This is a genomic window from Agrobacterium larrymoorei (assembly GCF_037722385.1).
Classification (GTDB): Bacteria; Pseudomonadota; Alphaproteobacteria; order Rhizobiales; family Rhizobiaceae; genus Agrobacterium; species Agrobacterium larrymoorei_C.
Genome location: NZ_JBBKAQ010000001.1, coordinates 717,735 through 738,442 on the forward strand (window position 1 = coordinate 717,735; position 20,708 = coordinate 738,442).

Genomic DNA, 20,708 nt, shown 5'->3' on the forward strand with positions numbered 1-20,708 from the left:
AGCTAGCTCCGCCATAAAGAAGAGTTCATGGACAGATTACCCTCCCCTTCAAAACTTATGCGCGTCAGACGACCGGAGCGATACTCGGACAGCGAACGGGTCGATGCCTACCGCTTGAGCGAAAGCGAGCTCCGTAACCACCTTGATACCCTAACGGATCGAAACCAGCACAAGGACTTTGAGAACTTCTGCAGAAAGTTGTGCGAACGCGAACTCGCGCCGAACCTCAGGCCGCAGACTGGACCTGAAGGTGGTGGTGATGGCAAAGTCGATACCGAGACCTATCCGGTCGCGCTTGACATCGCCGAGCGGTGGTATGCTGCACCGGGCGATATATTATTCTCTTGCGAAGTAATTTATAAGCATATTGGGAATTTATGGCGCCGCAATACGAATTATCAAAGATATACTCTCGGTAGCTAATATATTATCATGTTGCGCGTAACCCTAACGCACTCACGTGAGCTGCCAATGGAGCCTACCTGTAATTTTGAATCTTCAGCTTCAGACTGGCGATCGGCGCACAAATACGAGACAAGTAACTTCGCGATTTTACCGCCGGAAATGTTTTCCCGTCTGACCTGTCTTGCTGATAGCAAGGCGCACATCAGCTAAAGCGCCGCCTCGGCATCTGAGATCAAGTGATGATTGGTACCTGACCTACAGGCCCCGGAAGAGAGACGGCTGAAGGACATTATCCCTAATCCGTGGGGGCAGCCATACTGCGCAAAGATACTCGGACATCGTAACTCTAACCGACTGGCATTCGTCCGCGCGGATCTCGATCCCGTTCGGTCGCCTTGTGGCGAACTTAATTGCCAAGCTCACTATCGACCTGAGGTCGCTGAAGGATACCCACTTCCAGCAAAAAGATAAACTCATCTGCTTCATCCTCAAGAAGAGCACTCGCAGGATGACCGTTCACCATAGCAATCGTGCCATCCGCACGATCTAGAACCGACCAAAAGCTATCGAATTGATTTTTTCTTTTCTGGAACTTCATGCCCACAAGATTACCTCCCTTCCTAGACTTCAGACAACAATAGCTTGGATATGGCTTTGATTTGATCTCAGATGCATGTTTTTTGTCGCGCTGATAACGTGTTATAGAAATGCGACCATGGCTGATGCTAATTCGAAACCTGTTGCGCAAGCATCGTGCTCGAGTAGCGCCGGTCCGCGGTATCGAAACCAGGCTGACATTGTCTTCGTGGACCTGAGAAGGGCTGGTAAGAATTGTCCTCGGCACGGTAGGAGCGATAGCGGCTTATACACCAAGATACGTGGCTGTCGGTTGATGATGCGGCTTGCTTTATGGTTTCGAGCCCGGCGACGCCTGCTGGCGCAGTGCAACGCATTCTCGGCCCACCGCCGAAGGGTTGATAGCTTTTGTCCGCCTTGACGTAGGACCGGTATCGCCTTGAGCACCATTCATCTGCCCGGTCATCGTCGCTGTTGAATTCCCGCGCTTTTACGATCACCTGAACGCGACTTTTGCTGGTACCCGTAATTTGCACAGTGCTGGTCAAAGCTATTAGTTCTGGCGATGCATTCGAATCCGCTGGCAAGCGCTCATAAGCTTGCTTGTTTGGGTCAATGCGTTTCACCTCCGTTGTCCACAATGGCTCCTGAGCCATATTAAGTACAACGGGAGCTTCGCGCTCTTTAGCCAAATCGGAGGCAAATCTCATTCCGCCTCCGATAATGGGCAATGAGCACAACAGCAAAAATGAGCCAACGATAACGTTTTGCATGGGACAACCACCAAGAACATCGATATCCGGGCACTATAAGGAAAACGGTCCTTAATCAGTCGCGCCAGTAGTGTCTGATCAAACTGTCGGTCGCGCGAGGCGACCAACGCTTCGGGCGGCACTGGCTTAGTTCATGATCCGAACAATCTTACGGGTGCCAGGATCGACGATCGCGGTCTTTCCGTTCACGACCACATAGCTGTAGGTAACGTCCGGCGCATCGATCCTGTGTAATTCCACTGTCTCTGGAACGGCGGTACCAACCACCACATCGACGCTTGGCACATCAACAGATGTAACGGTATGGGCCGTCAGATATTTTTCGATGATAACTTCCTGCTCCGGGCTGATTACCACGGTCTGCGCGTGCAGAGCACCTGATGTGCCCATGATGATCATTGCGGCTGTCATTGTGAGAAATCTCGTTTTCATGTCTCTCCACCTTGGTAAGTGTTGCTCTCTGCCTGCTGATCGCAGGTGAGACTTCAAGCGAGTTAGAGAGAGAGCGTTCCACGAGTAGGCCGTAGGTCCAGCGGCTATAGGACTTAGGTCGTAGCACTAGAAAACAGTGGCGCGCTTACTAGGGCACAAAGTCCCATGTCCGGAACGTATGCAGTCCGAAAATATTCTTGAGCCGTGGAAATTTCTGTCAAAGGAGAACACCCATGCAGATGAAACAGCTTTCTTTCCTTGCGTTCGCAGTCTTGGTCGCAGGCGCAGCACAGGCTCAGGAATCGACCGTCACCGGTGCAGCCGGAGGTGCAGTCACCGGAGCAATCGTTGGCGGTCCGGTTGGCGCCGCAGTTGGTGGCGTCGTGGGCGCAGTTGCCGGGACAGCTATCGATCCGCCGCCACCACGCGTCGTTACATATGTCCGTGAGGCTCCGGTGCCCACAGAGACGGTTGTCGTGAAGGAAAAGGTAGTCGTTGGTGAGCCCTTGCCGTCTACCGTCGTTATTCACCAGGTTCCAGACGAGCCTAAATACTCATATGCCATCGTCAATAAGCAGCGAGTGATCGTTGAACCAGCTACGCGCAAAGTCGTGCAGGTTATAAACTGATGGCACTGCCTGCCGGGAAACATACCCGGCAGGCTATTTCATCTGTCAACTGTTCCTATGAAACATTCTCGCCCGTGTGCTCAGCACGCGCTTCCCTTCATCCAAATAGTAAATTACTTTGATCTAACATAGGTTGGACTTAATCTAACTGTGAAGCAATAACGAGTGAACGAGTGGAAATCTTTGGTCGTAAAATTGCTCTTGTTCCCTCTGAGACACTAGGTTCGATGTCCCTAGCCCAGCAGTTTTTTCTAGCTGGGGGTCTCGTTTCGTTGTTCGCGACCGTTTTGATCGGCTTTTTTGTCACCAATCAGATCGTGGAGTCCGTGACGAGAAATGCAGGCTCAACTACGGCTTTATACGTCGATAGTATCATCGCACCGATCCTGCCGGATCTCACCCGCTCAACAAAATTAGACGATTCCATCGAACGAACATTGGATGAGACACTTGGACAAGGTGCGTTGGGAAGTCGTCTCATATCGTTTCGGCTATGGACGAAAGACGGCACCATCATCTACTCCAATGACAAACGTCTGATGAATAAGGTTGTGCCCCCTGGCGAAAATCGGAGAAAAGCATTTACTGGGCAGCTCGTTGCTAATTACGAAGAGGCTGGCGATCCCGAAAGCGACGCTGAGCGAGCGCTGAGCGAGCCGCTTCTAGAGATTTATAATCCAGTTTTGCAGCCATGGTCTGGAGAAGTGGTCGCCGTTGCAGAGTTTTATGAAAGGGCGGTCGATCTTGAGAGGAGTCTCGCGCGAGCGCGCTTAAAAAGCTGGATCGTCGTCATTGCCGTCGCCTCTGCTTTTTTCGCGGTTCTCTCCACAATCGTCCTCAAAGGCAGCAGGATGATAAGGCACCAATTCAGCGAGATCGAGGATCTAGCACATCGTGTACAGAAAGGATCACAACGAACCGTCGCGTTGAACGAGCGGCTGCTTCGCAAGATTGGTGCCGATTTACACGACGGGCCTGCACAACTCATCGCCTTCGCAGCTCTCCGGGTCGACAGTGAAAAGCTCTTGAGCGACCACACAACGAGAAGCGAACGAGAGGCGGAGATAGCGACAATCAAGTCCAGCCTGGATGAAGCTATTAGAGATATCCGCAACATTTGCCGCGGACTTGTTCTGCCGGATATAGAAAATCTGACCATTGAAGATGTGGTGGGTCGAGCGATCGAGCATCACCAATCTCGGACTGGGAGGCGTGTCGCGACTGCTATTGAAGATGTGGAGGTAGAGGTCGGAGTTCCTACCAAGATCTGCGTTTACCGGTTCGTGCAGGAAGGTCTGAATAATGGTTGGCGCCATGCCGCCTCGGCGAGGCAGAGCGTATCACTCAGACAGGATGGCACAGAGATCGTCGCAATGGTCTCAGACAACGGCAGTGGTTTTTCCTTCGAAGAAATTGGACCAGATTGCATCGGACTGTCAGGCCTCAAAGAGCGAATTGAAAGTCTAGGAGGCCGATTCCGAGTTCAGACATCGTCAACCGGAACGCACCTCACGATGAGATTGGACACAATCGATATGAGCGATCAATGACACAGAACATAAAAGTCGTCATCGTTGATGATCACCCAATGTTTCGTTCCGGTGTATCCCAGAGCTTGAAAGAATGCGGTTTCGATATCGTAGGCGAAGGAGGCAACGCCGAAGAGGCGATAGCCCTTGCGACACACTTGACCCCGGATGTCATCCTCCTGGATATCTCGATGCCCGGCAACGGGCTTGCCGCCATTAAGTCGATTCTAAGCATGGCCCCATCCACGCGCATCCTCGTTCTCACGGCATCTGAGTGCGTGGATGATCTTCAAGTAGCAATCCAATCGGGAGCGGCGGGATATGCTCTGAAGGGCGTAGGCTCACGTGAGTTGGTCCAGGTTTTGCGGACAATCGCAGGTGGCGGACGTTACGTTCCAACCGAATTAGGGGCCAAACTGCTAGCTGAACGGAAGGCTGCAGCGGAACTCATCGAGCAGCGTCAAGAACTGAGCAACAGAGAGCGGCAGGTGATGGATCTCATTGCACACGGGATGAGCAACAAGCTCGTCGCTCGCAATCTCGGCCTACATGAAAAGACAGTGAAGCATCACGTTACAAGGATTTTCGCAAAGCTGCAGGTCAGTAATCGCACGGAGGCCGCACTGCTCTGGAGAGAGAGAACCTAGTTAGAGCGAGCGGGCCCAAACCGAGAACGATCCTTCGCGGTCGCAGGACGGTCCACGATCACACGACCCTTGTTGTCGCGCATCGAATAGCGCCCTCCTCTTAGAGTTTCGGTGATTCCGTTCGCGTGGCGCACCTCAAGAGCCCGGCCTGACTGCTGGCCCTCCCTCAGACTGCTGCTAGAATTCGCGGGTGAATCAGCATCTGATGCTCTCCCATCGCCGCTTTTATTGCTTTCGCCTCTGCCATTGCCGCCCCCACTACCGCTATTGCTGCTCCCGCCGCCGTTCCCGGTTCCGCCACCATTCCCATTCCCATTCCCGCCGCCATTGCCGCTGCCACCGCCACCTCCGTTTCCACCGCCACCTCCGTTCCCATTGCCACCTCCGTTTCCATTGCCACCATTCCCACCGCCGTTTCCGTTGCCATTACCTTGAGCAAAAGCGACGCCACTATATGCGGCATGGAAGGTTTGAACGGGGAGCGACCATGACGCAGCTCTGCCTATTCCTGCAAATGTGATGAAGAACTTTAGTACGTGGCGTCTCGTACGCACTGAGATTTCCCTCGCGGCTCTGTAGTTCAACGGCAGTAGATTAAACTGGTAACTGCCGTACAACCTGCCAGAATCTCATTTGAATGAAAACATCTTACGTGGGTGTCGCTTGATTTGGGCTGTACTACCGGCCATTCTTGAACGCCGGGAGCGGGATGCTCTCCTATACAACTGTTCAGCTCCCGCTGCCCAGAATGTCGAAAGGAGAAACGACATCTTTTAGGCGCCAGAGACAACAGCCGCTGTGCGCGACGGTTTTCTATCAACTTCGCCCTGATGCCCGTTGTATCGTTTCATCATCTTATCGATCAAAGCCCTGTCACCACCGCAACGATCCAACAAATCGACTGCCCTTGAGATACTCAAGGAATATCGGTGTTGAAGCTGCTCGACAGTATATGGTTCAGTTAGTTGACTGTCGTCCATTTCAGGCTCCTCACGTCCGGAAAAGATGTAGCATCTAAGACCTCGATCAGAGCGCGGGGAACACCGCCAAGCTGGACAAAATGAGCGCGAAGAAGCCTAACTTGATTGCTTCAGTGGGACCTTGAACAGCCTTTGATCGAAATCATCGTTTCAGATTACAGGTCTTGAACACTCATTTCGCAGACTTGGTTCATCCGTAGGACTTAGGGCCCAATGGGTGTCGAGCCGGCGCAGCCAAGTGCGCTTTTGATAACTGCGATGCACATTTGACGGACGCTGTTAGCGCGCCTGGAGGTTACCTCTCAGGCGGTTACAATTGAAGCGAGCCAAGCTTTTGATGCGGTGAATTTAAAACCAAAGCGACAACAGGACGAGAATTTCGTCACCAAAACTATCCGCCTCCACCGAGCTTAAGAACCGCCAGCCTTTCACATCATGTCCCTCCCGTCCGGCTGACGGCAAGAAGCTTTCTCGTAGTGAACCTGCAACGGAAATTTCAGGACGAAATCGATGCATATGGGAACGTCGTCTGCGACCTTTTCTGAGACATGAGCCACCTGCCATGGTTGGGCGGCAGTCTCTGGAACTGCGTCTGACTGCACCAGCAGCCGGCGACCGCCTTCCCATCGTCATTCTGTCACATGGTTATGGCCCATCCTTCTACGTTGCCGCTTGGGACGGCGACGCTCATATGGCGCAGTTCTGGGCAGAGCGCGGCTTTGCGGCAATTCAACCTACTAACGCGAGTTCGCGCGTCGGCGGGCATCGGGGAGATGCTGAGGGAGCGCCGTTCTTCTGGCGCGAGCATGTGGCGGAGATTCGGACGATCATCGACCGGTTGTCCGAGATCGAGAAGCACGCTCCGGCAGTCTCTGGTCGTCTCGACCATAACGAAATCGCTGTGGTGGGACACTCTCTCGGCGGCCATACGGTGAGCCTGCTGTTGGGCGCCCAACTTCATGGAGAAACATTTAAAGATTCGCGCATAAAGGCCGGGATGCTTCTTATCGCGCCTGGAAGAGCAGGGAAAGACCTGACGAAAGAGAACGCTGAACGCTTTCCATTTTTCGAGGTCGACTTCCCTCATATGGTGACGCCAACCCTGGTTGTATGCGGAGCAGAAGACGATCTTCGCTTCACTTCCCTTGGCCCAGAATGCCATGCCGACGCCTATCATGATGGGCTGGGCGCGCATTCGCTGCTTACGATTCATGGAGTGGACCACGGACTAGGCGGCATTGCCGGTCTCGACGCGAAGGAACCGAAATCGAGGCACCCGATTCACTCGAGGCAACCAAGCGCCTGACACTGGCATGGTTGAGTACTCAGCTTTGCTATGACAATAACGCTTGGTTTTTGACACGTACGGCGTTGGCGGGTCAGGCGAGCAGCCTTGGAACCTTCGTCGAAAAGTAACAGAGGTAGAAATCGCCAGAGGCTACGCTTTGGGCATGCCTGAGGATGATTGGAGACGAAACTTGACGTCGATTCCAGTTTTTCGGTTTCAACCTCGATACTTAGTACAGCGACGAGCGTGCACGGCGCGGCTCGGAAACTCGCCACAATCAGAGACGAGTACTCGCCGCCAACCCTACCTTCGCTTCACCCAATGCGCGGTGCTTGGTACTGTGCGTTAGTAATCGAAACTGCCTTAGCAGAGGTCTCATTCCACCTGGCCCGAGAGCTAGTAGCCATCGATCGCTTCGAAACTGTTACCGCTTACGCCACCTCACCGCTGATCCGTGCCAGAGGCTGACCGGAGTATCGCTCATCCCGCCGGGTAAAGATCAGCTCTACAGCTTCGAAGGGAAACACTTGTGGCATGCTGTTGCGCTCCGCGAGAAATCGTAAGGCCGCCTGATAGCCAGCGAATAATAGGACACAGGTGAGAGCCAACACTGGCCGTGCTGGGCGGCCAGTGTTGGCTCCTCTGCTCGTCTCCCCTACCGCTTCTGGCGTTGCCTGAAGGAAATCACGACAACGTAGAACACCGGAACAAATAATACGGCGAGAATGGTTGCCGAGATCATGCCGCCGAAAAGGCCTGTGCCGATCGCGTTCTGCGTTTCGGAACTTGCACCCTTGGTGATAACCAGCGGTAAGATGCCGAGGGTAAAGGCCAGCGAGGTCATGACGATCGGACGCAGACGCAGACGAGAGGCGGTGATGACAGCTGCTATGAGCTGTTCCCCTTCCTGCTGACGTTTACGCGCGAACTCCACGATCAAAACGGCGTTCTTGGCCGATAGGCCGATGAGTGTGATCAGGCCGACCTTAAAGAAGACGTCGTTTTCCAGCCCGCGCACATGCACGGCGATCACAGCACCGATGATGCCAAGCGGGACGACCAGCATCACGGATAATGGCACCGTCCAGCTTTCGTAAAGCGCCGCCAGAACCAGGAAGACGATCAGGAATGAGAATGCCATCAGCATCGGTGCCTGCGCCCCCGATTGCCTTTCCTGAAGGGACTGGCCGGTCCACTCCACAGCAAAACCCTTCGGCAACTCGGCCGCAAGCCGCTCCATCTCCGCCATCGCTTTACCGCTGGACACACCCGCAGCCGCGGACCCGGAAATGCTTGTGGAAGGATATCCGTTATACCGGGTGAATTGCAAAGGCATGGTAGACCAACGTGGCGTAACGATTTCCGAAAGCCGCACCATCTTGCCGGCATCGCTGCGCACATGAAGGTTCAGTACGTCATCCACCTGCATGCGGCTTGCGGCCTTAGCCTGGACGACGACCTGCTGCAGGCGTCCGTCGCGTGGGAAGTCGTTCACGTAGGTTGAGCCGATCGCCCCGGCAAGAGTGTCACTGAGCGTCAGGAAAGAGACGCCAAGAGCGCTCGCCTTGGCCCGGTCTACGTCAAGTGTAACACTCGGACCACTGGGCAATCCATCGACACGGACACCGGTGACAAGCTTGCTCTGTGCCGCAAGCTCTGTCAGCTTTGCCGCAGCCTCGGCAAGCGCATTCTCGCCTCGATTGGCGCGGTCCTGAAGCCGCAAGGCAAAGCCGGACGTCGTGCCAAGCTCGTCGATCGCCGGGGGCTTGAGGCTCGATACCTCGCCTTCACGGGCAGCGGCCATTGCTGCGGCCGCAGCTGCCAGTTCGGCGTCGATGCTCGTCTTTCGTTCTCCCCAGTCCTTCAGCGTGGTAAAGGACATCGCAGTGTTTGGCCCGGAGCCCGAAAAGCCAAACCCCATGATCGTCAGATTGTTGGCAATGTCCTGTCTGGTCTTGACGTACTCCTCGAATAGATCGACGACGGCACGGGTTCGTTCCGCCGTCGCCTCTGCCGGAAGGGTAAAGGACGTCATGAAGGAGCCTTGATCCTCTTCCGGCACGAACGCCGTGGAGATCGTACCATATCCGTATACAACCGCTGCGATGATCGCGATGTAGACAACCATCGCCCGCCCGGTCCTGCGCACGATACCCTCGACCCAGGAGGCATAGCCTGCGGTCAAACGCTCGAAACTTCGATTGAACCAGCCGAAAATGCCTTTCCGCTGGTGTTGGTCTGCGCTAACCGGCTTCAGGATGGTGGCGCAGAGTGCTGGTGTTAGGCTGAGGGCGAGAAAGGCCGAGAACAGGATCGAAACCGCCATCGACACCGTAAACTGCCGATAAATTGCGCCGACAGAACCGGAAGCAAGGCCCATCGGCAGGAAGACCGCCGTCAGAACGAGCGTGATGCCGATAACCGCGCCGGATATTTCGCTCATCGCCTTGCGAGTGGCCTCGAGCGGCGAAAGCCCCTCCTTCGCCATCAGACGCTCTACGTTTTCAACGACGACAATGGCGTCATCGACGATAATGCCGATGGCGAGAACCATGCCGAACATTGTCAGCGCATTGATCGAATAGCCGATCACCAGCATGACAGCGAATGTTCCAAGCAGAGCAATTGGCGCGACGATGGCGGGTATAAGCGTGTAACGAAGATTTTGCAGGAACAACAGCATGATCAGGAACACCAGGATCATGGCTTCCGCCAGTGTCTGAACCACCTTCTGGATGGAAACCTTTACGAACGGCGCTGTGTCGTAAGAAATTGCGTATTCCAGTCCCTGAGGCATCGTGGTGGACAGCTCGGCAAGACGCTCGCGCACACCGGTCGAGGTGGTCACCGCATTGGCGCCAGGCATCATCTGAATGGCAGCGGCCGTCGCGGGCTTGCCACCATCGAGAATGGAGAAACTTGAACTCTGCGATCCAACCTCGATCGTTGCAACATCGCCGAGCGTCAGTTTGGAACCGTCAGGATTGGAGCGGAGGATGATCTGCGAGAATTGCTCAGGGGTTTGTAATTGCCCGCTGACATTCAGCGGGACAGTAACTTTCTGACCCGGTACAGTCGGCGCTTCACCGATACGTCCCGGAGCAACCTGAATATTCTGCTGCTGGATGGCCTGCGTAGCCTCGGCCATTGAGATTGAGTGGGCAACGAGGCGGATCGGATCGATCCAGATCCGCATCGCGGCTTCGGAGCCGAAGGACTGCACGCGACCGACGCCCGAGACACGCTTCAATTCCGGGGCGATGTTGCGCACGAGATAGTCGTCAAGCGCGAGCGCGTCGAGTGAACCATCCTTCGATTTCAGCGATACGATCATCAAGAAGCCCGATGAAGCGGATTCCACCGTCAAGCCCGCGCGACGAACCTGCTCCGGCAGGCGCGACTCCACTGCTTTCAGGCGGTTCTGAACGTCCACCTGCGCAAGTTCCGGGTTGGTGCCCGGCTTGAACGTGACGGTGATGGTCGTGGAGCCTGAGGAGTCCGCCGAGGAATCGAAATAAAGAATGTTCTTCGCGCTTGAAAGCTCGCGCTCGATCAAGCTTGTGACGCTGTCGTTGATGGTTTGCGGCGTCGCCCCGGAATAGGTGGCGTAGATCGACACGCTCGGCGGAGCGATGACAGGAAACCTCGAAACCGGAAGTTGGGGTATTGAAACAACCCCTGCGATGACGATTAAAATAGCGATAACCCAGGCGAAAACCGGCCTGTTGATGAAAAACTGGGGCATGGTGCGTCCGCTCCTTAGCGTTTTTTCTCTGGTGCGGCAGATGAATAGGGGGAGGTTTCAAGCCTCTGTCCGCTCTGGACACGATCCTGTCCTAGAACGACCACAGTCTCTCCTGCGGCGAGGCCACCTACGACGAGGTATTGGCCGTCGACGATCGGTCCAAGCTCAACCGTTCGACGCGCGCCAGTCCCATCCGCGCCAAGGACGATTATCTGCGACCGGCCAGCCAGGTCGCGGATCACCGCCTCCTGAGGAACGCGGATCGCCTCGCTGTAAACGGCGCGCGGGACCAACGCTCGGATGTACATGCCCGGAAGCATCTGTTCATCCGGATTACTGACAAGAATACGAATGCCGAGGCTGCCTGTGGTGCTATCTACAGAAATGTCGGAGAACTGAATTTTCCCATCGTGGCTGTAGGGTTTGCCGGCAATGGTCATGATCTTGACCGGTAGTTCGTCTGGATTCTGCGAACCCGCCTCGGCAGCGGTGTCGCGCAGCACCTCCAGGCTCATAGCCGACTGACGGACATCGACATAAACCTTGTCGATCTGCTGGATCACGGCAAGTGGTGACGTGGCAGAGGACGACGCAAGTCCGCCCTCGCTCATAAAGGATTGACCAATGACCCCGCTGATGGGGCTACGGATGGTTGCGTAGGAGAGTTCGAGCTTACGACGGGCGAGAATGGCTTTGGCTTCCGCCACATTCGCCTTGGCCTGAGCAAGCGCCGCAGTGGCGTTGTTGAAGGACTCTGCGCTGGTGATCTCTCGGGCCGACAGCGATTTTGCCCGATCATACTTGATCTGCGCGTTCAATAACTCAGCCTCCGCACGCGCAAGCACCGCTGTTGCTGCATCCACGTCAGCGGAGAATGGCGCAGGGTCGATCTGGAAGAGTGGGGTATTAGCCTCAACGAACACGCCCTCGGTGTAGAGCTTTTTCTGAATGATGCCGCTAACCTGCGCGCGGATTTCCGCCGTACGATAGGCAGATACACGGCCCGGCAGTTCATCGTAGACCGTCACCGTTTCCGGCTGGACTTTCATGACACTGACCCGGGCAGGCGCTGCTACCTCGGCATTGTCCTCATTCTTGCTCTTGTCGCTGCATGACAGGAGAATGATCGGCAGGCATAGGACGCCTATTCTCCAGAAGAGTGATCCGCACAGCATGAGTGTCCACCATCCAATTCTATGACAACCTTTTTGACTGGCGACCGTCTAGAATTTCAAAATCGGTGAGATGTGCAGGCTTTGTCGAGATTTCGTGGAGGCCCGAAGACTCGACCAACTTGCCAGGCGGGGCGGATCGAAGATCAGCGTCTCGAAACTCCGTGTTAAATTGCACATCGCTTTGGCGAGCGCACAAACCAGTGCTCAGCACAGCTACTCGGCTTTCTTCGTCTCCATGAAGTCTCCACAATTTCTCCACGAGACCATCAAACCCCGCCGCTAGCGTTAGCGCTTGAGACGTCCTTGAACGCATAGCAGCAGGTCGCGGCGCTCGATTGAATCTGATGGTGAAAATAATGACGCCCCCAGCGGACCGGAAGAACCTAACGCACTCCAGCCCTGTTCATGCGCGGCGATGGAGCATTCTCATCGCGGTTATGTTGGCGTTTCTACCTGTCGTGCTCGATATGACAATCCTGCACATCGCCGTGCCGTCCTTGACGCTCGCGCTGCAGGCATCCACCACGCAGGTCCTGTGGATCATCGATATCTACTCGCTGCTCATGGCGGGGCTGCTCGTTCCTATGGGAACGCTGGCCGACAGGATCGGCCACAGAAAGATTCTGCTCACCGGGCTGGTTGTCTTTGGCATGGCGTCATTTGTGGCAGCATTTTCGACCGGCCCATGGATGCTGATAGGTGGACGCGTCCTGCTTGCCTGCGGCGCTGCAATGATCATGCCCTGCGTGCTGGGGATCATTCGTCGAACCTTTGAGGACGCCGGTGAGCGTGCCATTGCGCTTGGCCTATGGGGCACTGTCGGTGCTGCTGGCGCCGCTATCGGCCCGCTGGTTGGCGGCGCACTGCTGGAGCATTTCTGGTGGGGGTCGGTCTTTCTCATCAATGTTCCAGTGGTCCTGGTCATCATGCCGATCATCGCCCTCATCTTGCCGAAAAGGGAATTGGTATCATCAGGCGGGTGGCAGATAAGCCAGGCGCTGTTGCTGATCGTGGGGATCATCGGCTTGGTGTTTGCCATCAAAAGCGGCTTTGCGGGGAAGCAATCGCTGGTGGTCGTGGCTATAGCCGCCCTGATCGGCTTCGCTGCCCTTGTGATCTTCGTGCGCATCCAGCGTTCTGCCGCAAATCCAATACTTGATGTGACACTCTTTTCACGCCCGGCGATCGTCACCGGTGTCGGCATGGCGATCGTCACGGCTGGCGCGCTGGCTGGCGTCGAGCTTACCATCGCTCAGGAGCTGCAATTTGTGCTCGGCAAATCACCGCTCCAGGCTGGCCTGTTCATGCTGCCCATCATGGTGGCCGCGGCCACCGGGGGGCCGCTCGCGGGCTTCTTGTCAGCCAAGCTTGGTCTTCGCGTCGTCGCCACCACCTCGCTTGCCGTCGCAGCGGCCTGCCTCGTTACGTTGGCAAAGTCCAATTTCCACCATCAAGGCCTTGTCGTTACGGCCTGCCTCACCATGCTTGGCTTATCGCTCAGCATCGGCCTGACTGCATCATCGATCGCGATCATGGGCGCGGTCGAAGCCGACAAGGCGGGCGCGGCAGGGTCTCTGGAGGCGACAGGGTACGAGCTTGGCGCTGGCCTCGGCATTACCTTCTTCGGCGTTGCTCTTTCTGCAATCTACATGGGCGCGATGGCGGTGCCTGCTGGCATCCCCGCGGAGATCGTCGATGCCGCACGCCGCTCCATAGGCGATACCTTCGTCTTGGCCGAGACGCTGCCGGACGAACTCGCAATAGCACTCGTAGCAGCGGGCAAAAATGCCTTTTCTACCGCGCATGCGGTGCTGCTGACGGCAGCGGGTACGCTCATTGGCGTCTTAGCAGGCGCCGTTTTCTTTGCCCTCAAAAATGTCGAGGCTGGTCATTAGAGCGCAGTCGCGTCCTTCGGCCATCCGACCTCTTGAACTCCGCATCAAGCTTTTCTGAAATCGATTTGGGTCTTCGGACCATGCAGACAAAATAAGGATATCGCGATGTCGTCCGTTGAAGCTGAAAATGACAGTATCAAATACCCTCTGCCCATCCGCTGCCTACACTGGGCAAGGGCCGTGCTTATCATGGGGCTGATCGTATCTGGCTGGTATATGACGCGCCTGACCGAGAGCGACATGGCGACCGCCTCGATCCTCTACCCCAATCACAAGCAGTTTGGCCTTCTCGTGTGGTTGCTTGCGATCGTTCACCTGACACTTCGCTGGCGTTACGCTAAGATGATGCCGTCTGCGCCATCAGCGCTGACTTCATGGGAGAGAATTCTTTCGTACGCGGTTCACAAGCTTCTCATCCTTCTTACTCTTCTCGTTCCAATGCTAGGCTATTCGCTCTCCAGCAGCTTCTCCCAGAGCGACGGTGTGCCCTTCTTCATGATACCGCATCTTCCGGAACTGCTTCCCAAGAACGATAGTGCTTTCGTGGTCTTTCAAACATTGCATCGGTACGGCGCCTACACGATTCTGGTGTTGATCGGGCTGCACGTTTTGGGCGCCCTCAAGCACAGGCTCATGGACAAAGGCGGCCCGAAAGATGTGCTTGCCCGCATGATCTGACCCATCAGGTGGATTGCTCCACCCGTTATACGCTCTGATGCAGACGTGAGGTACGAGGTCGCTTCCAAGTCTGAAGCACAGGCAGTTTCACGATATCAAACGGGCAAAGGGTGGGTCCGGCGGTGCGGATTCCTCCCCCCAACGATCCTGTGCTGCGGTCGGGGCTTGGGAAAGCTCCAGATCGTTCAGGTGGTCAAGCGGGTCATCTCCTCGAACCTGAACATGCCTCTCTCATCAATATCGGTACCGTTTTCGTCATGACCATGCGGGCCCAGATGCCGCCTATTGTAGTCTCCGACGATTTAAACCTGCGTTCGTTGACGTAAAAATGAATGTAACGCTTTTCAACAGACGGTTTGTGTGTCGTTCATTTACGATGCCTCGGGCATGCTCGCCGGAATCGACTAAAAAAGGCATGCTCATTCTCATGTAAAACATCGTCTATTGTCACGATGGCACCTCCGACCCACTCCTTATCGACGAGAACGCGAAAGACAAGCGAACCTTCGGTCTGAAACGAACGCTCTATGTCCTCTTCCTAGGGATCCTTTCTCTGGCAGTTTCCAGTTCATTGGCGAGCGCGCCGGATAGGGCGCGCTAAAATGCCTTCTTGAACTATGGCAGATGCTCACCTTAAGCGGCATACAGACGCAGATTGGCTAGCATGGAGGGTCCAGCATATGGCTTCTCCTGTCATCGATGTGGGCAATCGTGATTTCCTGCCGCGGACCTTTATTCAACGCGTCGAGCAGTTCTTGGCATTCGTTACGGGCGAGCGAAAGTAGACTCATCCGCCCTCTCTTCGATAACCTCGACGGCATCTGGCCTCGCGTGCCCTTATTCGGTCGCGACTTGCTCTACAGTCGCTCGTAAGCGATCGTTTATTTGCGGACCGGTCGTATGCCACGCAAGAGCCAGTTCGAGTATAGAGAAGGCAATACAGGCAAGAAGCAGTGTTTTCTCGTTCATGTAGCGTTTGCCGCGAAGAGTCGTAAGCGGGTTTCGCACAGCACTGCGACGAAACGGGTGCCGTATCACCAGCTCGGATCCCAGCCGGGTGGAGGCTCGTCGGCTTCCCAGTTGACATCGTCCCACGCATCGATCTCGTGATAGAAGTCCCGATCCTCATAGTGATCGGACCAATAGCTATTGATACTGAAGGAAACCGTCGGCACCGCGGGCTCACGCACAACACGGACATAGGCTGGCGCGCGAAGCCTTTGGGAGTCGTGCTCTATTTCAACATAAGCGCCCGATACCCAGCCCCGGCGGCCGGAGACTTCGACATCGCACCAACGGTAACCGTTTGTGCAGCCCAACACGTTCAGAGGTATACCTTGGGGAAGAATACCGATTGAAGGATAGCGCGTGCTTGGACCCGCTCGCATGTTGATTTCGGCAGCGGCATAAGAGCCAGCGTGCGCAGCGTTATTGGTAAAGGTTGCTGCGCCAGCAATGGCCGCAGCGAGAATGAGCGCGTTTCGCATCGAAACCTCGTTTAATTAACTCAACCGGTAGGAAGCCCGGCCGCTGAGAGCGGAAAATGCTCTTGAGTATGACTAAGCAAGTCCAAATCCAGATTTCGTGGAGAAAACGTAGATAAACGATGGCGGCGGTTTATTTGTAGGCGAAGTATTCTATCATAAAGCCCCAGCGAAAGAGAGTAATGAGTTGTCGTGCAGACAACATGAGAACGCCGTGCGGAAAACTCTACCCGTGGGCGTGATCCCGGCACGGGAGTTGCAGTTCGATGCTGAAACCCTTGTCTTTTTTGGGAAGGATGATCGCGTCCCCTTGATGAGCCTGCATGATCGCCTTCACGATAGACAGGCCAAGGCCTGATCCCCCAGACACGCGGTTCCGAGACATGTCGGCTCTCCAAAATCTCTCGAAGGCGCGGCTGCGGTTCTCGTCTTCTACACCTGGTCCCGTATCCGTGCATCGGAAATAGACATGATCCTTGTCTTGCCAAGTCTCAAGGTAGATCGTGGAGTTCGGAGCATAACGGCGGCAATTGTCAAGAATCGCGACGATTGCCTGCCGCAGCTTGGACTTGTCCGCAACGGTCACAGCCTGATCCAACCGTCGGACCACGAGGCTGCCTGCGCCGGAGAGCTGATCATCCATCGATGTTGCAGCAGCATCAACCTCGGCGGCGAGATCGATCTGAGAATATTGCAAGTCGAGTTGTCCCGCATTGCTGAGAGCCAGGGTGCGCAACTCTTCGACAATGCCGCCAAGGTCTTCGACATGAGCGATAAGACGGGAATACAGCTCTGGGCTCGGCTCGAACGCGCCGTCCAGCAGTCCCTGCAATCTACCTCTCAAAATCGTCAACGGCGTCCGCAATTCGTGAGCGATGGCCGAATTGGAGTATTTCAACTCTGTCTCAGCTCGTTCCAGCCGCTCCGCCATTAGATTGAAGTCGGCGACGAGTTCGCCAGCTTCACCAAAGCTGCGGCGAGGAAGCACCGCACGTGCGGAAAAATCGCCGTGAGCGATCGTTCTTGCTGCGCTTGCGACCGATTTCAGCGGCTCGGTAACATAGCGCGCGAGGCGCCAACCCACGAAGGATGCGGTCAATATCCCGACTGCAAGCAACAATCCCAACGTTATGGTGTCGCCGAGCTGCCATGCGCTCTCGTAATCCGCTTCAGGATATAGCCAGTCGTAAATGAAGAAAAAATAGGCCACCAGACCGGCATAAACGACGACGAATGCCAGCAGCGTGAGCAACACCATTGCCCGTATCAAGCCTGCATTCAGATTAACGCGTTTAGATGTCATCAATTCGATATCCGACGCCTCGAACACCCGTCAGGACGCCCCCTGCCCCAGCAGCGGTCAGCTTGCGTCTAAGATTGCTGACATGACTGTCAACGGTCCGATCCAGCGCCTCACCCTCTGGAAGACACGCGTCGACGAGTTCGGACCGCTCGAACACCCGGTTCGGCGAAGCTGCCATATGAGCGAGAATCCGAAACTCGGTACGTGTAAGATCAAGGGTGATTGGTTCCGAGCCGGAATTGACAACCGCACGGTGCGCTTGAGGATCTACGCTGAGAGGTCCGACGCGTAAGACGTGATCTGGACTGCGACCCGCCACGCGACGTAGCACTGCTTTGGCGCGTGCGACAACCTCAAGGGGATTGAAGGGCTTTACGACATAGTCATCTGCGCCAATGCGCAGAGCTTGCAGCTTGTCCAGATCATCTGCAAGTGCCGTCACCATGATGACAGGCGTATCAGAACCCCGGCGTATGGCAGCGAGCACCTCATACCCATCTTGACGCGGTAATTTTATGTCAAGCACGACCAGATCAGGCCGCAAACGCTGGTGATGGCTCAAACCAACAGCACCGTCACCGGCAGTAATCACTCTGAATCCCTCACGCGCAAAATAGGTTTCGATGATGTCTGATATTTCCGGATCGTCTTCTATGACGAGGATGAGGGCATTGTTCATAACTGATCTCTCGATACAAAAGGTCTAAAAGCCGGGATCTTGGGCACCTCGCAGATATCCCACCGCTCTACGATGCGCCTCCCGCGATGAGAGCTGCGCAATGACTTGCGAGCTTCGTCGTTCGACCGTCAGTTGGACTGACTTACCGAAGAACGTCAACCGCTGATGTTGGCTGTCGGCCCACGCTCCACTCAACGCGAATATTTTCTCGACGCTTTCTCAACAAACCGAGCGCAGTTGCTTCTCTGCCAGCCACGCACCGGCGTCATGTACCGCTTTGCCGGTCGAGCTGGCGTTCACGGAGAGCCTTTCGCAGATGAAAAATCCCAACTTCAACAGAGAGCAAAGCCCGCTGTGCCTCAAGGCGGTATGCTAATGCACGCCTACTGCGACTTCGATGGCACCATTGCTGAGATCGACGTGACAGACGCTGTCCTTGAGCGGTTTGCGAGTGCCGAATGGCGTCATATCGAGCGAGCATGGGAAGAAGGGCATATCAACGCCCGTCAATGTATGAGCGCACAAGTGGCACTCATACGCGCATCGATGAACGAAATTGACGCATTTCTAGATAGCGTAAAGATCGACCCCGGTTTCCCAGAATTCGTTAATTGGTGCGCGACCAACATGATCCCGGTTACCGTGGTCAGCGATGGAGTTGATCGCTTTATCCGCCGCATACTGGCCAATCACGGTCTCGATCACCTCGACATTATCGCTAATCGGCTTCGTGTCGAAGACACCGGAGGCCGCTTCAACTTCAGTTTGGATGCACCATTCTCCAGATCCACCTGCGGGGCCGGCTCGGGCGTGTGCAAATGCGCCGTTGTGCAATCCGATGCCAGGCAGATCTACGTGGGCGACGGGCGCAGCGACTTTTGCGTGTCCTCGAAAGTGGACCTTCTTTTCGCCAAGCACTCGCTGGCTGTGCATTGCACGAGAAATTTCATCCCGTTCGTTCCCTACACGACATTCAAAGATGTTCAGAACCTAGCAGCCGCTCAACTCCAAAACCTCGTCACTTTTCATGACGCAGGCCTCCTCCTCTCTCAAACTGCCTAATCAGGAAAATAAGTATGCATTCTCTCGCCAAGCCGGCTCACGGCCAAGCAAATATCGGATCCGAAAACGATCTTCGCGTGCTAGAGCAAACCTATTGCTCTCACGGCGACACCGTTCATTACACCGATCACCCCAAGTTTTTCTCGGGTTGTGATGGGTCTTTCATGTATGATGAAGCTGGCACCGCATTCCTTGATCTCCAAATGTGGTACTCAGCAGTCAATTTCGGCTACCGTAACCCGCGCCTCAACGCAGCAGCCCACCGGCAGTTGGATACGCTCCCTCAAGTCGCGTCGCAGTATCTCCACCGTGAAAAGGTCGAGCTGGCGACGATGATTGCCCAGGATGCAGAAAGAAAATTTGGCCAGAAGGGTCGTGTGCACTTCAACGTCGGCGGTGCGCAAGCTGTCGAAGATTCGCTGAAGCTCGTTCGCAACTACTCCGGAGGGAAAAGCCTAATGTTCGCCTTTGAGGGCGGCTATCACGGCCGTACGCTCGGCGCTACGTCCATCACTTCGTCTTATCGTTACCGCCGCCGTTACGGACATTTCGGTGAGCGCGCACAGTTCATCGAGTTTCCTTATCACTTCCGCGGCCCCAAGGGCATGTCGAAAGAAGAATATGGTCACTATTGCGTCCAGAAGTTTGCTCGTCTGTTCGAGAGCGAGTACAATGGCGTGTGGGATCCCAAGGCCGGTAAGTCAGAATACGCGGCGTTCTACATCGAACCCATTCAGGGAACCGGTGGGTACGTCATCCCGCCGATGAACTTCTTCGTAGAGCTGAAGAAGGTGCTGGATGAGCACGGCATTCTTCTCGTCGTCGATGAAATTCAGATGGGCGTATACCGGACGGGCAAGCTCTGGTCGATCGAGCATTTTGGGGTGTCCCCCGATGTTCTGGTATTCGGCAAGGCGATAACCAACGGTCTCAACCCGCTTTCTGGCATTTGGGCACGCGAAGAGATGATCAACCCGACGATCTTCCCTCCCGGCTCCACGCACTCGACCTTCGCCAGCAATCCAATGGGGACGGCTGTCGCCCTCGAAACTCTGAAGATGGCTGAAGAAGAGAATTTCGCCGCGAGCGTCAAGTTGAAAGGCGCGGCCTTCCTGGATGGCTTACGTCAGCTGCAAAAAAAGCATGCCATCGTCGGCGAAGTGGATGGCCTCGGTCTTGCATTGCGGATGGAGATTTGCCGCGACGACAGCTTTACCCCCGACAAGGCGACACTCGACTGGATGTCCGATGAGGGCATGAAGGGCGATATGATCGTTAACGGACGCAAATATGGGCTGGTGCTCGATGTCGGCGGTTACCACAAGAACGTCATTACGTTTGCTCCGAGTCTCAACATCTCCTTCGAAGAGATCAATCTTGCGATTGAGCTGCTCGATCAGCTTTTGACGCGCGCTGAACGGAGGTAAT

Annotated in this window: 19 protein-coding genes; 10 read left to right on the forward strand and 9 right to left on the reverse strand. The window is 55.3% G+C overall.

Annotation, left to right across the window (positions count from 1 at the left end):
• Window positions 1-27: 27 nt before the first annotated feature.
• Window positions 28-423, forward strand: a complete 396-nt coding sequence (locus tag WKI41_RS03170; protein ID WP_340192048.1) for a hypothetical protein — start codon at window positions 28-30, stop codon at window positions 421-423.
• Window positions 424-811: 388 nt separating this feature from the next.
• Here the strand turns inward: WKI41_RS03170 and WKI41_RS03175 are convergent, their stop codons facing one another.
• The 3 genes from WKI41_RS03175 to WKI41_RS03185 all read right to left on the reverse strand — a co-directional run bounded on the left by WKI41_RS03175 (window position 812) and on the right by WKI41_RS03185 (window position 2,186).
• Complete coding sequence (locus WKI41_RS03175) at window positions 812-1,009, reverse strand: hypothetical protein (RefSeq protein WP_425340971.1); 198 nt, start codon at window positions 1,007-1,009, stop codon at window positions 812-814.
• 121 nt (window positions 1,010-1,130) lie between these two features.
• A complete protein-coding gene (locus WKI41_RS03180; RefSeq protein ID WP_340192049.1) occupies window positions 1,131-1,754 on the reverse strand; it encodes a BA14K family protein in 624 nt (207 codons plus the stop codon).
• A 126-nt stretch (window positions 1,755-1,880) separates the two neighbouring features.
• Complete coding sequence (locus WKI41_RS03185) at window positions 1,881-2,186, reverse strand: DUF1236 domain-containing protein (RefSeq protein ID WP_340192050.1); 306 nt, start codon at window positions 2,184-2,186, stop codon at window positions 1,881-1,883.
• 233 nt (window positions 2,187-2,419) lie between these two features.
• Between WKI41_RS03185 and WKI41_RS03190 the strand changes: the two genes are divergently transcribed.
• The 3 genes from WKI41_RS03190 (at window position 2,420) to WKI41_RS03200 (ending at window position 4,991) form a co-directional block, all read left to right on the forward strand.
• Window positions 2,420-2,815, forward strand: a complete 396-nt coding sequence (locus WKI41_RS03190; protein WP_340192051.1) for a DUF1236 domain-containing protein — start codon at window positions 2,420-2,422, stop codon at window positions 2,813-2,815.
• Between the two features lie 227 nt (window positions 2,816-3,042).
• Entirely contained in the window at window positions 3,043-4,365 is a 1,323-nt protein-coding gene (locus WKI41_RS03195; RefSeq protein ID WP_340192308.1) for a sensor histidine kinase, read from the forward strand.
• Window positions 4,362-4,991: a response regulator gene (locus tag WKI41_RS03200; protein WP_340192052.1), complete on the forward strand. Its 630-nt coding sequence runs from the start codon at window positions 4,362-4,364 to the stop codon at window positions 4,989-4,991. Before WKI41_RS03195 ends, WKI41_RS03200 begins: the two co-directional genes overlap by 4 nt.
• Here the strand turns inward: WKI41_RS03200 and WKI41_RS21715 are convergent.
• Window positions 4,988-5,497 carry a hypothetical protein gene (locus WKI41_RS21715; RefSeq protein WP_425340986.1) on the reverse strand — a complete coding sequence of 170 codons (510 nt, stop codon included), beginning with the start codon at window positions 5,495-5,497 and terminating at the stop codon, window positions 4,988-4,990. The two genes, WKI41_RS03200 and WKI41_RS21715, sit on opposite strands and share 4 nt — an antisense overlap.
• Window positions 5,498-6,533: 1,036 nt before the next feature.
• Here WKI41_RS21715 and WKI41_RS03210 point away from each other — a divergent pair.
• Both WKI41_RS03210 and WKI41_RS03215 read left to right on the forward strand, forming a co-directional pair.
• The gene (locus WKI41_RS03210; protein ID WP_340192054.1) at window positions 6,534-7,277 is read left to right on the forward strand and encodes an alpha/beta hydrolase family protein; all 744 of its coding nucleotides are present in this window, start codon (window positions 6,534-6,536) and stop codon (window positions 7,275-7,277) included.
• Between the two features lie 303 nt (window positions 7,278-7,580).
• Window positions 7,581-7,727, forward strand: coding sequence for an RES domain-containing protein (locus WKI41_RS03215; RefSeq protein WP_340192309.1), 147 nt, complete (start codon window positions 7,581-7,583; stop codon window positions 7,725-7,727).
• A 187-nt stretch (window positions 7,728-7,914) separates the two neighbouring features.
• Here the strand turns inward: WKI41_RS03215 and WKI41_RS03220 are convergent, their stop codons facing one another.
• Window positions 7,915-11,004 (reverse strand): multidrug efflux RND transporter permease subunit, encoded by a 3,090-nt coding sequence (locus tag WKI41_RS03220; protein ID WP_340192055.1) that lies wholly within the window; start codon window positions 11,002-11,004, stop codon window positions 7,915-7,917.
• 14 nt (window positions 11,005-11,018) lie between these two features.
• Entirely contained in the window at window positions 11,019-12,179 is a 1,161-nt protein-coding gene (locus tag WKI41_RS03225; protein ID WP_340192056.1) for an efflux RND transporter periplasmic adaptor subunit, read from the reverse strand.
• A gap of 356 nt (window positions 12,180-12,535) precedes the next feature.
• On the opposite strand from WKI41_RS03225, the gene WKI41_RS03230 reads away from it, so the two are divergent.
• Together WKI41_RS03230 and WKI41_RS03235 are read left to right on the forward strand one after the other, a co-directional pair.
• A complete protein-coding gene (locus tag WKI41_RS03230; RefSeq protein ID WP_340192057.1) occupies window positions 12,536-14,074 on the forward strand; it encodes an MFS transporter in 1,539 nt (512 codons plus the stop codon).
• Between the two features lie 105 nt (window positions 14,075-14,179).
• The gene (locus WKI41_RS03235; protein ID WP_340192058.1) at window positions 14,180-14,752 is read left to right on the forward strand and encodes a cytochrome b; all 573 of its coding nucleotides are present in this window, start codon (window positions 14,180-14,182) and stop codon (window positions 14,750-14,752) included.
• 1,034 nt (window positions 14,753-15,786) lie between these two features.
• Here WKI41_RS03235 and WKI41_RS03240 read toward each other — a convergent pair.
• From WKI41_RS03240 to WKI41_RS03250, 3 genes are all read right to left on the reverse strand, one after another.
• Window positions 15,787-16,239, reverse strand: coding sequence for an SH3 domain-containing protein (locus WKI41_RS03240; protein WP_116494846.1), 453 nt, complete (start codon window positions 16,237-16,239; stop codon window positions 15,787-15,789).
• A 223-nt stretch (window positions 16,240-16,462) separates the two neighbouring features.
• Window positions 16,463-17,539, reverse strand: coding sequence for an ATP-binding protein (locus WKI41_RS03245; protein WP_340192059.1), 1,077 nt, complete (start codon window positions 17,537-17,539; stop codon window positions 16,463-16,465).
• Window positions 17,529-18,218 carry a response regulator gene (locus WKI41_RS03250; protein WP_113325919.1) on the reverse strand — a complete coding sequence of 230 codons (690 nt, stop codon included), beginning with the start codon at window positions 18,216-18,218 and terminating at the stop codon, window positions 17,529-17,531. The genes WKI41_RS03245 and WKI41_RS03250 overlap by 11 nt, the downstream gene beginning before the upstream one ends.
• A 165-nt stretch (window positions 18,219-18,383) precedes the next feature.
• Between WKI41_RS03250 and WKI41_RS03255 the strand changes: the two genes are divergently transcribed.
• Entirely contained in the window at window positions 18,384-19,280 is an 897-nt protein-coding gene (locus WKI41_RS03255; protein ID WP_340192060.1) for an MtnX-like HAD-IB family phosphatase, read from the forward strand.
• 14 nt (window positions 19,281-19,294) lie between these two features.
• Window positions 19,295-20,707, forward strand: coding sequence for an aspartate aminotransferase family protein (locus WKI41_RS03260; RefSeq protein WP_340192061.1), 1,413 nt, complete (start codon window positions 19,295-19,297; stop codon window positions 20,705-20,707).
• The last annotated feature ends 1 nt before the right edge of the window (window position 20,708 follow it).